Below are 12,059 nucleotides of genomic sequence, written 5' to 3'. Positions count from 1 at the left end.
GTAACATCAACGCCGGAAAACCGGGCGGGACCACTAGGTGATCCAACATTGATGTTGTATCACGCGAATTGTCCCTGTCAACGCTGGAGGAAAACCTTCACGTACGGTTCACCGAGTCCTTGCCCCTTCGTTGCGAGACCCCGGAATTTGGCACTCGGGTCGAAATGTGAATTGCGCCACAATTCTCTCCGCGCAGCCCGGCTTATTTGTGCAGGGCTCCCGTGATGCAGGGCGCGAAGGGTTTTGGCGCGGCCGTGGGCCGTGCCCGGACTGATCCACGACGGTTGACGCCGGGCTGATAGATGATGCAACATGCATGTCGTGTTACCTAATCTGGTCCCGACCATCGACAGGCCACTCACATGAACCGTGTCACCCGCTTTTCCATCGCCCGTCCGTGGACGGTCATCACAGGCTGGATCATCGTCTTCCTCCTCTCCGCGGCCGGCGCCATCCAGCTTGACGGCGCCCTTTCGGCCGGTGGGTTCACCAACCCGCGCGCCGAGGCACTCACGACCCAGGCCGACGTCGAGAAGGCGTTCGGCGATCGCCCGAACCAGGTCATCGTGGCCGTCGACTCGAAGGCGGCCCAGGACGCTGGCAGCCTCGCTCCGCTCGTCACCGTGCTCGAGGATGCCGGCGCGTCCACGGTCACTGGACCGGCCCAGAACCCCAAGTTCCTCTCGGGTGACCGGAAGACCGCGGTCATCGTCGCGGGCTTCGGGGGCGACAACACGACGGTTCAGAACAAGGTCCCCGATCTGCAGCGCTCGCTTGACGGCAAGCTCGCTGGCACCCAGGTCTATGTGACGGGCCAGCCCGCGCTCGACTACCAGCTCAATGTGCACTCGAAGGAGGACGCCACGCGGGCGGAGATGATCGTCTTCCCGTTCCTCATCATCGTCCTGCTTCTCGTGTTCCGGTCCATCGTCGCTACGCTCGTTCCGCTGCTCATGGCGGGAACCGCCCTCGCGGTCGCGAGCGCCCTCGGATACGTGGCGACGCGCTTCACCGACATCTCGATCCTCTACTCGAACATCGTCTCGATGATTGGCCTCGCGGTCGCCGTCGACTACTCGTTGTTCATCATCAAGCGGTACCGCGACGAACTCTCCGCCGGCAAGGACACCGTCGCCGCACTCGAGACGGCGACGCAGACGGCCGGTCGCAGCGTTGTCTTCAGCGGTATCGCGGTCGCTGTGGCGCTCGTAGCCCTCTTCATCCCGAACGTCATGGCCTTCACGAGCATCGCGCTCGGCGGCGTCCTCGTGACGCTCGTGGCCATCGGCCTGAGCGTCACGGTCCTTCCCGCGGCACTGAAGCTCCTCGGGGGCCGGATCAACTGGGGCACGATCAAGCTGCCCTTCGGCTGGGGACGCCCGGCTGCGGCCCCTGCCGGTCGTCGGACCCTCGCCGGCGGCCGTCGTCCCGGCCTCGTAGGACTCGTCGGCGTGGCTGCCATGCTCCTGGCCGCCCTGCCCGTCCTGAGCATCTCCCTGCAGTCCCCCGTGGCCAGCGCGACGATTCTCCCCGCGAGTGATCCCGCGCGCCAGGGGCTCGAGGTCATCGACCGCAACATCGGGCATGAGGGCCTCTTCCCGATCCAGATCGTCGTGAACGCACCGTCCGGAACGGGGACGCAGGCAGTGGCTGAGCGCGTCGAGAGCCTGACGTCGTCGGCCAAGGCGAAGGCCGGTGTTGCGATCGTCACCTCGGTGACCTCGACGGGAGCCACCCCGGCCCAGGTCAAGGCGGCCCTCTCCGACCCGACCGCGGCCGCGGCCCTCAAGAGCCTCTGGAGCGAGCGGGACGGCCAGATCACCACGCGGATCCTCGTTGATACGGTCGAGGGCCCAGACTCCGTCCGCGCGCACGAGCTGGTGAAGGACTTCAGGGCCGACGGTGCCTCGGCCCCCGCCCCCTACACAGTCCGCGTCACGGGGGCCACGGCCCAGGGCTTCGACTTCGACCAGACCCTTGTGAGCTCCATCCCGCTCATCGCAGGCCTCGTCGTGATCCTGACCTTCGTGATGCTGGCGTTCGCCTTCCGGTCCTTCCTGCTGCCGCTGCTCGCGCTCGGCTTCAACTCGCTCGTCGTGCTCGCGTCGCTGGGCCTGCTGACAGGTCTGCTCTCCCTCGGCGGGAGCGCACCGCTGAACTCCGTCACGCCGATTCTGCTGTTCGCGGTGATGTTCGGGCTGTCGATGGACTACATGGTCATCATCATCTCCCGCATCGTCGAGGCCTACCGGAGCGGCATCGCCTTCCACGAGGCCGTGACCACCGGTGTTCGGGCAACACGGTCGATGATCAACAGCGCCGCCGTGATCATGGTCGCGGTGTTCGTATCGTTCTCCTCGGCGCAGATCAGCATCGTCCGCGAGATCGGCTTCGGCCTGGCGATTGCGGTCATCCTCGACGCCCTCGTGGTGCGGATGTTCATCATGCCCGCGATCCTGCGCGTCGTTGGGCCTCGCGTCCTGGGGCGCGCCCCGGCCGGCCATCCAGCGCACGACGGCGCTCCGGCGCCGGAGCTTGCAGGCGCTCGCTGACGTCCGGCGCATCGGGCACCTGACACGGGCGCGACGACGGAGGGGCAGGGAGGGCGAAAGCCGTCCCTGCCCCCACCGACAGCCGATAACCGCGGGCGCGGCACCCAGTCCCGAAACCGATGACATGCTATCGTTCTCGACAACGTCCGCCCCATACCGCGCTGGCCCCGTCCGGCCCCTGACCCTGCAGGACCTTCCATGACGACGACCGTCAGACGACCGCCACGCGACCACGCTTCGGCCCTGGCTCCCACGGAACTCAGGTACCTCGTCTTGGCTGCCCAGCGCGAAGGAAATCGAGCTCTCGTGAGGCTGCTCGCGGACCTCCAGCTGACGCCGTCGCAGGCGGAGATCCTGCTTGTCCTGGACGAGTACGGCCCTGTGACGCTGCGTGCGCTCGGTGAGCTCATCGTCTGCGAGGCGGGAAGCCCGAGCCGGATCGTGGAGGTCCTCGTCCAGCGCGGGCTCATCGAGCGGTCGTCGTCGCCTCACGACCGGCGCGCTGTTCAGCTGGGAGTCGCCGCCGAGGCCAAGCAGCTCATCCCGCAGCTCCGTGCCGTCGAGGAGAATCTGGACTCCTACGCGACGTCCCTCCTCACCGGGGAGGAACAGGCAGTCCTCGGCCGCGCCCTCCGCAAGTACCTTGCCGGAACGCCGAGCGCCGATGTCCTCGAGCGCCGCTTCTCCGCCAAGCGCGCCGAAGACTAGGACTCCGCCGGGTAGGCGGCCTTCGTGACCGCTTCCTGCTGCTTCTCTCCCACCGGCACGTGTCGACGATACCCTTGACCCTCAGCTCGGTATTCCTTTAGAATTTCATATATCAAGAAAGTTTTTCCGTTATGCGAAACACAAACGGATCCTTGATGAGTATGACCACTTCGCGAAGCGCCCGGAAAGGGGAGAGAGATGTCCATCACCAAGACCAGCACGCGTCCATCCGCAGGGGAGGCCTCGGTCCTCCCGCAGCCGCCGGCCGAACGCTACATCCCGAAGGTCACGCACATCGACCCCGACTTCGCGGTCCGCGCCGATCGCCACGAGAACCGAGGCGGCTGGGCAGCCCGCATCCCCGTGCTGAACTGGTTCATCGCCCGCTGACCCCAGAGACCGGCCTCCGGCCGGTACGGCACCGACGGTCCCGACTCCGTGAGGAGGCGGGGCCGTCGTCGCTTCTCGCGCACGCGGGACGAAAGGCTCTCGCGGAGGTGGCCCCGGGACGTGTGTCATGGAGGCATGGCACGCAGGCAACGGGTGCGCACGGGGCGCGAGGGTGCGGTACCGGGGATCATCGTCAACGCGGCGCTGCTCTACTTGGCGAACGTGTGGCCGGGCTGGTCGATAGTGCCGTTCCTGACCCCGAGCACGTCCCAGGTCATGGGAGCCGTCAATGCGGCGTGGATCGCGGGCCTCGTGGCCAACGCGGTCTATCTGGTCGCCGGCATGCCGCTCCTGAGAGCGCTCGGCGAGATCGTGGTGCTCATCTTCGGGATTGTGGCCGCGTTCCGCATCTGGGACGTCTTCCCGTTCGACTTCTCGGGCAGTTCGTTCGACTGGGCGCTCGTCGCGAGGATCCTGCTCGTGATCGGCATCGCGGGCTCGTTCATCGGCATCATCGCCCAGATCGTCGCGCTCGGCCGCGCCGCCGCCGGACTCGGCAAGCGCAGCTAAGTACGAGCGCAGCTCGCAGCTGACTGTTACTCCACGGAGGGCCTCGCCTGGAGCAAAGGCCCTCAATGCGCGATGGGGAGCTGGGCGGCGGGAGGGAGCCCACCTATACGCTCGCCGGCGCCCGCCCGGCGAAGCAGAGAGGCGCCGCCAGGACTCCCCTCGGCGGCGCCTCACTATGCCCGCTTGACAGCGATCACTCCATGTCAGCGGTCGCCGCCCGTGGTCCCTGTCGTGCCGGCGGTGATCTCGAGCAGCCGGTACATGGCGATCGCCTCCCGCGGGGCGTCGGCCGGCACCTCACCGCGGCGGGCGAGCTCCTGGAGGGCCCGGACCACCACAGAATGCGCGTCGATCCTGAAGGACCGGCGCGCCGCGGCGCGGGTATCGGAGAATCCGAAGCCGTCGGCGCCGAGTACCGCGTAGTCGCGGGGCACGAACTGCCTGATCTGGTCCGGCACGGACTTGTTGTAGTCGCTCACGGCCACGACGGGCCCGCGGGCGTCCGCAAGCTGCTGCGTCACGAAGGGGACCGGGGCCTCGAGCTCGGGGTGCAGGAACGAGTGTTCCTCGGCCGAGAGTCCCTCGCGGCGCAGCTCCGTCCACGACGTCACGCTCCACACGTCCGCGGCCACGCTCCAGTCCTCGGCGAGGATCCGGCGCGCCTCGAGGGCCCACGGCACCGCGACGCCCGACGCGAGCAGCTGCGCGCGGGGAGCATCGGCGCCGAGGCGAGCGAAGGCGGGCACGTCGTCGACCGTGGGAGCGGGAAGCCGGTACATCCCCTTCAGCAGCCCTTCCACATCGACCCCTTCCGGCTCGGCGGGCTGGACGATCGGCTCGTTGTAGACGGTCAGGTAGTACATGACGTTCGGATCAGCAGCGGAACCGCCATACATGCGCTCGAGCCCGGCCCGCACAATGTGGCCGATCTCGTACCCGTAGGCGGGATCGTAGGTCACGACGGCGGGGTTGGTCGCCGCGAGCAGGGGAGAGTGGCCGTCGGCATGCTGGAGGCCCTCGCCGGTAAGGGTGGTGCGGCCGGCGGTCGCGCCGATGATGAACCCGCGGGCCATCTGGTCGCCGGCGGCCCAGAAGGAGTCGCCCGTGCGCTGGAAGCCGAACATGGAGTAGAACACGTACACCGGAACGAGCGGCTCGCCGTGCGTCGCGTACGCCGTGCCGGCCGCGGTGAACGCCGCGACCGCGCCGGCTTCATTGATCCCGGGGTGGACGAGCTGCCCGGCCGGTGACTCCTTGTATGCGAGGACCAGGTCGCGGTCCACGGACAGGTAGTTCTGCCCCTTGGGGTTGTAGATCTTGGCGGTCGGGAAGAAGGCATCCATCCCGAAGGTGCGGCTCTCGTCCGGGACGATCGGCACGATGCGCCTCCCGAACTCCGCATCCCGCAGGAGGTCCTTGAGCAGCCGCACGAAGGACATCGTCGTCGCGGCCCGCTGCTTCCCAGAGCCGCGCTTGGCCACCTCGTAGGACTTCGAGGCCGGAAGCACGACGGCGCCGTGCGCCTTCCGCCGTTCCGGCACCGCGCCGCCGAGCGCGGCACGGCGCTCGAGGAGGTACCGGATCTCGGGGGCGTCCGGACCGGGGTGGTAGTACGGCGGGAGGTATGGATCGGCCTCGAGCTGTCCATCAGTGATCGGGATCCGCAGGTGGTCGCGGAAGTCCTTGAGGTCCTGCAGGGTCATCTTCTTCATCTGGTGGGTCGCGTTGCGGCCCTCGAAGTGCGGACCCAGGCCGTACCCCTTGACAGTCTTCGCGAGGATCACGGTGGGCAGGCCCTGATGGGACACCGCCGCGCGGTACGCCGCGAAGACCTTGTGGTAGTCGTGGCCGCCGCGCTTGAGGTTCCAGATCTGCTCGTCGGTGTAGTCTGCGACGAGCTCCTTGGTCTCTGGCGTCCTGCCGAAGAAGTGGTCGCGGACGAATCCGCCGGACTCGGCCTTGTAGGTCTGGTAGTCGCCGTCGAGCGTCTCGTTCATGAGCCGGATGAGATGCCCCGCACGGTCCCGCTCGAGCAGCGAGTCCCACTCCCTGCCCCACACCACCTTGATGACATTCCAGCCGGCGCCCCGGAAGAAGGCCTCGAGTTCCTGGATGATCTTGCCGTTGCCGCGCACCGGGCCGTCGAGGCGCTGGAGGTTGCAGTTGACCACGAACGTGAGGTTGTCGAGGCCCTCGTTGGCAGCGAGCTGGAGCAGGCCGCGGCTCTCGGGCTCGTCCATCTCGCCGTCGCCGAGGAACGCCCACACGTGCTGGTCCGAGGTGTCCTTGATCCCGCGGTTGTGCAGATAGCGGTTGGACTGGGCCTGGTAGATGGCGTTCATGGGCCCGATGCCCATGGATACGGTCGGGAACTCCCAGAATTCGGGCATGAGCCGTGGGTGCGGGTACGAGGAGAGGGCGTGGCCCTCCTTGGACTTCTCCTGACGGAACCCGTCGAGGTCGTCCTCGGTGAGCCGGCCCTCCATGAAGGCGCGGGCGTACATGCCCGGGGAGGCATGGCCCTGGAAGAAGACCTGGTCGCCGCCGCCTGGGTGGTCCTTGCCGCGGAAGAAGTGGTTGAAGCCCACCTCGTAGAGCGTCGCCGCTCCCGCGTAGGTCGAGATGTGGCCGCCGACGCCGACGCCGGGCCGCTGTGCGCGGTGTACGAGCACCGCGGCGTTCCAGCGCATCCACGCCCGGAACCGGCGCTCGACGTCCTCGTCGCCCGGGTACTCGGGCTCTTGGTCGGCGGCGATCGTGTTCACGTAGTCGGTGGTGTGGAGCATCGGCACGCCGACGCTGTGCGCACCGGCCCGCTGCAGGATGCTCTGGACCATGAACTGGGCACGCTGGGTGCCCTGCCGCTCCACGAGCGAGTCGAAGGACTCGATCCACTCGGCTGTCTCCTCGGGGTCGCGGTCCATGGGGGCACCGCTGCCGAGGGCCTGGCTGCCGAGGAACTGCTGGGTAGGCTCTCCAATGAGCACGGCCGTCCTCCTTCCGCGTGCAGGTTCGCTGCACGCCGGGAACTATTGCTTCCGTAATATGGAAACTAAATACTGTAATGTGAAACTAGCCTGCCGTGCGGACGTGAGCTGCGTCAAGTTCTGGGATACCGTGACGTGAGGCGAAGGAGGTTTCATGGGTGAGATCGGGGTGACGCCCCGCGTTGCCGTTGTGACGGGCGCCGGCAGCGGGATCGGCCGGGCAGTGGCCCGGAAGCTGCTCGCCGACGGCTGGAGCGTGGCCCTTGCCGGCCGCCGCGAGGAGCCACTGCGGGAGACTGTGCAGGAAGCCCCTCGCGCGGGTGGCCCCGCGCTCGTGGTGCCGTGCGACGTCACCCGACCCGACGACGTCGAACGTCTCTTCGCCGAGACGCTCCGGACGTTCGGGCGCATCGATGTGCTCTTCAACAACGCGGGCACCTTCGGGCCAGCGGGTGATGTCGGCGAAATCGACGTGGCCGGCTGGGAGACCACGGTCGCGGTGAACCTCACGGGGAGCTTCCTGTGCGCAGCGGCCGCGTTCCGGGCGATGAAGGCGCAGGATCCGCAGGGCGGGCGGATCATCAACAACGGCTCCATCTCGGCTCACACTCCGCGGCCCAAATCGGTCGTCTACACGACGACGAAGCACGCCATCACGGGCCTGACGAAGAGCATCGAGCTCGACGGGCGCCCGTACGGCATCACTGCGGGCCAGATCGACATCGGAAACACGCGGACCGAGATGATGCACGGGATCGGCGTCGGCGTCGGCGCGCTCCAGGCGGACGGGTTGCGCCGGGTCGAGCCGACGTTCGACGTCGCGGAGGCCGCGAACGCCGTCGCCTTCATGGCGGCCCTGCCTCGCGAGGCGAGCGTGGGCAGCCTGCTCATCACTGCCGCCGGCATGCCCTTTGTGGGCCGCGGATAGCAGCCCGGCGGGGGAGCCGCACGTCGGTCGAGGACGGCGGGTTAGATGCGCCGGCGTCCGCTCAGGCGAGCGGGAGGAACTCGCTCAGATCTGTCCGGATCCCCGACGCGCTGAGCCTGCCCGACGCGAGCGCGTCTGGCCACGCGAGCCGCCCGGTTGCGAGGGCCAGCCACGTCTCGGCGTCCGTCTCGACGACGTTGGGCGGGGTCCCGCGCGTGTGGCGCGGCCCCTCGACGCACTGGGCCACCCCGAACGGCGGCACCCGCACCTCGACCGAGTTCCCCGGCGCGTGGTCCGCGAGCTCCTCGAGGAGGTAGCGCACCGCGGTGGCGAGCGTCTGGCGCGGAAGATCGGCCCTGGGCGGCATCTCTGAGCGCACGACGGCGCCCTGGTCAGTTGTGCGGGCGGCGTCACCAGAGCGCGCGGCGCGCCAGGAAGCGACAGCCGCGCGGCCGTCGTCGTGCGCGATCCTGCGGCGGACAGCCATGGGTGCCTCCAGAGGGTCTGTGCGACTAGTCGAGCAGTGCCGAGACGGCACGGCCGAGGCGGATGCGGCCGACCTGCCTGCCACCGCCCATGACCGGCTCGACCACGCGCTCGAGGACTCGCGCGACGTCCGCCACGTCCACTGCATCGGCGGCTGCGAGCATGGTCAGCCCCACGAGGGTCGTGGCCCGGACGTTGCCGTCGAGGACTTTGACTGCGGCCGTGGCCCCCTGCGGCGTGGCGAGGACCAGCAGACCCTCGGCGCCGACCTTGGCCAGGATCCCGAGCTCTTCCATGACGATCGTGTTCTCCCGGTCCCGGCCCTGGACGGCCCACGGGTAGTCGAGCATCGACGTCGCGACGGTCGCGGCGCGCGCGTTCGAGCTGTGGTCCCCCGGAGACTTTGCGAGGCGCGAGAACGCGCGGGCCAGGCCCCGCAGCGACACCGCGGCGACGGGGGCGCCGCAGCCGTCGATCCCGAGGTGCGCGATGAGCTCCTCGGCGTACTCCTCGATCGTGGTGCGCACGCGGTGCTGCAGCGGATGGTTGGGCTCGAGGTAGCTGCGTCGGTCCCACCCGTTCTCGACGCACGCCCACAGGAACGCGGCGTGCTTCCCGGAGCAGTTGTAGGCGAGCCGGCTCTTCCCGCGGCCCGAGCGGATGAGCCACGCGAGGGCGTTCTCGTCCGCGGGCCAGTCGGGCGGGCACAGGAGGTCCTCTTCGCGCAGGCCGGCGGCGTGGAGCATGCCCTCGACGACGTCCATGTGGTCCAGCGACCCCGTGTGGGACGCGCACGCGAGTGCGACCTGGGTTCCCCTCAGCGGCACGCCCGCCTGCATGGAGGCGAGCGCCTGGAACGGCTTGAGCGTTGACCGCGCGAAGACCGGCGTGTGGATGTCGCCGAGCTCGGTCACCACGGAACCGTCCCCGGCCAGGACGACGGCGGAGCCCAGATGACGGGACTCGATGAAGCCGCTGCGCTCGATCACGGCGAGCTCGACGGCGTCGTCTGCCGTGAAGGTTGCGTGGGCCATGACGCTAGTTTATGGGGGCACACGCGCACGAACGGTTCAGCGGGCGGTGTGCCGCGCGGGGCCATCCCGATACCCTTGGGGGCGTGAAGGTTCTCGTGATCGGCCCCGGCGGCCGCGAACACGCTCTCGTCCGCTCCCTCCTCGCCGATCCGGGCGTCACCGAGGTGCATGCGGCCCCGGGCAACGCCGGCATCGCCCAGCTGGTTCCCACCCATGCAGTCAACGCGAGCGATCCGGAGGCGGTCACCGCGCTCGCCACGGCGCTGGGGGTGGACCTCGTGGTGGTCGGTCCGGAGGCGCCGCTTGCGGCTGGAGTGTCCGACGCCGTCCGCGCGGCCGGGATTCCCGTGTTCGGCCCGAGCAGGGCGGCGGCACAGCTCGAGGCGTCGAAGGCGTTCGCGAAGCAGGTCATGGCCGAGGCCGGCGTGCCCACCGCGATGGCCCGTGTCGCCGAGAACGCAGAGGAGGCCGCGGATGCCCTCGATGCCTTCGGTGCCCCTTACGTGGTCAAGGATGACGGGCTCGCGGCCGGCAAGGGCGTCGTCGTGACCTCGGACCGCGACGCGGCCCTCGCGCACGCCCAGGCCTGCTTCGGCGCGGGCGGGACGGTGGTGATCGAGGAATTCCTCGACGGCCCGGAAGTCTCCCTCTTCGTCCTCTCGGACGGCCGCACCGTGGTGCCGCTTGCGCCCGCGCAGGACTTCAAGCGCATCTTCGACAATGACGAGGGCCCCAACACCGGCGGCATGGGCGCCTACAGCCCGCTCGAGTGGGCGCCTGCGGGCCTCGTCGACGAGGTGATCGAGCGGGTCGCCAAGCCAACCATCGACGCGATGGCGCAGCGCGGCACGCCGTTTGTCGGTGTGCTGTACTGCGGGCTCGCGCTGACCTCCCGCGGCACGCGCGTGATCGAGTTCAACGCGCGCTTCGGCGATCCCGAGACCCAGGCCGTCCTGGCCCGGCTCAGGACGCCCCTCGGGGGGCTCCTCCTCGCCGCTGCGACCGGCCGTCTCGACCACGCCGAGGACCTGCGGTGGGCGCCGGAGACCGCCGTCGCCGTCGTGCTCGCGTCCCACAACTACCCCGACGCCCCGCGCACCGGGGACCGCATCCGGGGGCTCAAGAAGGCCAACGCCCTCGACGGCGTCCACGTCCTGCACGCGGGCACCGCGCTGTCCGACGACGGGAAGGTGCTCTCCGCGGGTGGGCGGGTCCTCGCCGTCGTGGGCCTCGGAGATGACCTGACCCAGGCGCGCGAGCGGGCCTACGCGGGCATCGGACTCATTGAGCTCGACGGCGGGCAGTACAGGCGGGACATCGCCGCCAAGGCCGCGCGCGGCGAGATCAGTCTGCCGGGCATTCTGCCGGGAATCAGGAACAGCGCCGGAACGGGAGCAGAATGATGGACAGCGTCGAGAACGTCGGCAACCTCGAGAACGTCAGTAACCTCGAGAACGTCAGTAACCTCGAGAACGTCGGCAGCAAGGGGTACCAGGCTGAGGCCGTCGAGCTGCCGGGGTGGCGGCACATCTACTCAGGCAAGGTCCGTGACCTCTACGAGCCCGCGGAGGCCGAGCCCGGCGAGTCCAGTGAAGTGCTCGTCGTCGCGAGCGACCGCATCTCCGCCTACGACTACGTCCTCTCCAGCACCATCCCGGACAAGGGCCGCATCCTCACCCAGCTGAGCCTGTGGTGGTTCGAGCAGCTCAACGTGCCGAACCACGTGCTCGGTTCGACGGTCGACGACGGTGTCCCCGCCGAGGTGGCGGGCCGCGCCATGATCTGCCGCCGCCTCGAGATGTACCCCGTCGAGTGCATCGCCCGCGGCTACCTCACGGGCTCCGGACTCGCCGAGTACCGGGAGTCGGGTACCGTGTGCGAGATCCCACTGCCAGAGGGGCTCGTGGACGGCTCGCGTCTGCCCGAGGCGATCTTCACGCCCTCCGCCAAGGCGGAGTACGGCGAGCACGACGAGAACATCACCTACGAGGACGTCACCGGTATGGTGGGGGACGACGCCGCCGCCCAGCTGCGGGACCTGACGCTCGAGCTGTACCGCGAGGCCGAGGGGATCGCGCGAGCGCGCGGTATCATCCTCGCGGACACGAAGGTCGAGTTCGGCGTCGATTCGACCACCGGCTACATCACCCTGGGCGACGAGGTGCTCACGCCCGACTCGTCGCGCTTCTGGGACGTTGAGACGTGGGAGCCCGGGCACGCCCAGCCCTCGTTCGACAAGCAGTTTGTCCGTGACTGGCTGACCTCGGCCGAGTCCGGCTGGGACCGCGCCGCGGGCGGGGAGCCGCCCGCACTGCCCACCGACGTCGTTGAGCGCACCCGCGCCCGCTACGTCGAGGCCTACGAGCGGCTCACCGGCCGAACGTTCGCCTGACTGGTTGGGCCG

The 12,059-nt window shown here is 69.0% G+C and carries 10 protein-coding genes; 7 read left to right on the top strand and 3 right to left on the bottom strand.

Going from position 1 to position 12,059, the window contains the following annotated elements; translation table 11 throughout:
* The first annotated feature begins 362 nt into the window (after positions 1 to 362).
* The 4 genes from RBS60_RS01750 (at position 363) to RBS60_RS01735 (ending at position 4,220) form a co-directional block, all read left to right on the top strand.
* A complete protein-coding gene (locus tag RBS60_RS01750) occupies positions 363 to 2,552 on the top strand; it encodes an MMPL family transporter (RefSeq protein WP_307955778.1) in 2,190 nt (729 codons plus the stop codon).
* 198 nt (positions 2,553 to 2,750) lie between these two features.
* A complete protein-coding gene (locus tag RBS60_RS01745; RefSeq protein ID WP_307955777.1) occupies positions 2,751 to 3,260 on the top strand; it encodes a MarR family transcriptional regulator in 510 nt (169 codons plus the stop codon).
* Between the two features lie 198 nt (positions 3,261 to 3,458).
* Complete coding sequence (locus RBS60_RS01740) at positions 3,459 to 3,650, top strand: hypothetical protein (RefSeq protein WP_307955776.1); 192 nt, start codon at positions 3,459 to 3,461, stop codon at positions 3,648 to 3,650.
* Positions 3,651 to 3,785: 135 nt separating this feature from the next.
* Positions 3,786 to 4,220: a hypothetical protein gene (locus RBS60_RS01735; RefSeq protein WP_307955775.1), complete on the top strand. Its 435-nt coding sequence runs from the start codon at positions 3,786 to 3,788 to the stop codon at positions 4,218 to 4,220.
* Positions 4,221 to 4,423: 203 nt separating this feature from the next.
* Here RBS60_RS01735 and aceE read toward each other — a convergent pair whose 3' ends face one another.
* Complete coding sequence (gene aceE / locus RBS60_RS01730) at positions 4,424 to 7,207, bottom strand: pyruvate dehydrogenase (acetyl-transferring), homodimeric type (RefSeq protein ID WP_374049194.1); 2,784 nt, start codon at positions 7,205 to 7,207, stop codon at positions 4,424 to 4,426.
* A 154-nt stretch (positions 7,208 to 7,361) separates the two neighbouring features.
* Here aceE and RBS60_RS01725 point away from each other — a divergent pair, with 154 nt between their 5' ends.
* The gene (locus RBS60_RS01725; protein WP_307955774.1) at positions 7,362 to 8,135 is read left to right on the top strand and encodes an SDR family oxidoreductase; all 774 of its coding nucleotides are present in this window, start codon (positions 7,362 to 7,364) and stop codon (positions 8,133 to 8,135) included.
* A gap of 61 nt (positions 8,136 to 8,196) precedes the next feature.
* On the opposite strand, the gene RBS60_RS01720 is transcribed toward RBS60_RS01725, so the two are convergent.
* Both RBS60_RS01720 and RBS60_RS01715 read right to left on the bottom strand, forming a co-directional pair.
* On the bottom strand, positions 8,197 to 8,622 hold the full coding sequence (locus tag RBS60_RS01720) for a sterol carrier family protein (protein ID WP_307955773.1): 426 nt from the start codon (positions 8,620 to 8,622) through the stop codon (positions 8,197 to 8,199).
* 25 nt (positions 8,623 to 8,647) lie between these two features.
* Complete coding sequence (locus RBS60_RS01715; RefSeq protein WP_307955772.1) at positions 8,648 to 9,655, bottom strand: asparaginase; 1,008 nt, start codon at positions 9,653 to 9,655, stop codon at positions 8,648 to 8,650.
* Between the two features lie 83 nt (positions 9,656 to 9,738).
* On the opposite strand from RBS60_RS01715, the gene purD reads away from it, so the two are divergent.
* Both purD and RBS60_RS01705 read left to right on the top strand, forming a co-directional pair.
* A complete protein-coding gene (gene purD, locus RBS60_RS01710; RefSeq protein WP_307955771.1) occupies positions 9,739 to 11,058 on the top strand; it encodes a phosphoribosylamine--glycine ligase in 1,320 nt (439 codons plus the stop codon).
* Complete coding sequence (locus RBS60_RS01705; RefSeq protein WP_307955770.1) at positions 11,058 to 12,047, top strand: phosphoribosylaminoimidazolesuccinocarboxamide synthase; 990 nt, start codon at positions 11,058 to 11,060, stop codon at positions 12,045 to 12,047. The genes purD and RBS60_RS01705 overlap by 1 nt, the downstream gene beginning before the upstream one ends.
* Positions 12,048 to 12,059: the final 12 nt, after the last annotated feature.

This window comes from Sinomonas sp. ASV486 (genome assembly GCF_030908215.1).
Classification (GTDB): Bacteria; Actinomycetota; Actinomycetes; order Actinomycetales; family Micrococcaceae; genus Sinomonas; species Sinomonas puerhi.
This window is presented reverse-complemented; position numbering and strand designations above follow the sequence as displayed.

Bases quoted from the DNA above. Each gene is read 5' to 3' on its own strand.
- RBS60_RS01740 (WP_307955776.1), top strand. From the start codon at position 3,459: ATGTCCATCACCAAGACCAGCACGCGTCCATCCGCAGGGGAGGCCTCG.
- RBS60_RS01750 (WP_307955778.1), top strand. From the start codon at position 363: ATGAACCGTGTCACCCGCTTTTCCATCGCCCGTCCGTGGACGGTCATC.
- RBS60_RS01735 (WP_307955775.1), top strand. From the start codon at position 3,786: ATGGCACGCAGGCAACGGGTGCGCACGGGGCGCGAGGGTGCGGTACCG.
- RBS60_RS01715 (WP_307955772.1), bottom strand. From the start codon at position 9,655: ATGGCCCACGCAACCTTCACGGCAGACGACGCCGTCGAGCTCGCCGTG.
- RBS60_RS01745 (WP_307955777.1), top strand. From the start codon at position 2,751: ATGACGACGACCGTCAGACGACCGCCACGCGACCACGCTTCGGCCCTG.
- RBS60_RS01720 (WP_307955773.1), bottom strand. From the start codon at position 8,622: ATGGCTGTCCGCCGCAGGATCGCGCACGACGACGGCCGCGCGGCTGTC.
- RBS60_RS01725 (WP_307955774.1), top strand. From the start codon at position 7,362: ATGGGTGAGATCGGGGTGACGCCCCGCGTTGCCGTTGTGACGGGCGCC.
- RBS60_RS01705 (WP_307955770.1), top strand. From the start codon at position 11,058: ATGGACAGCGTCGAGAACGTCGGCAACCTCGAGAACGTCAGTAACCTC.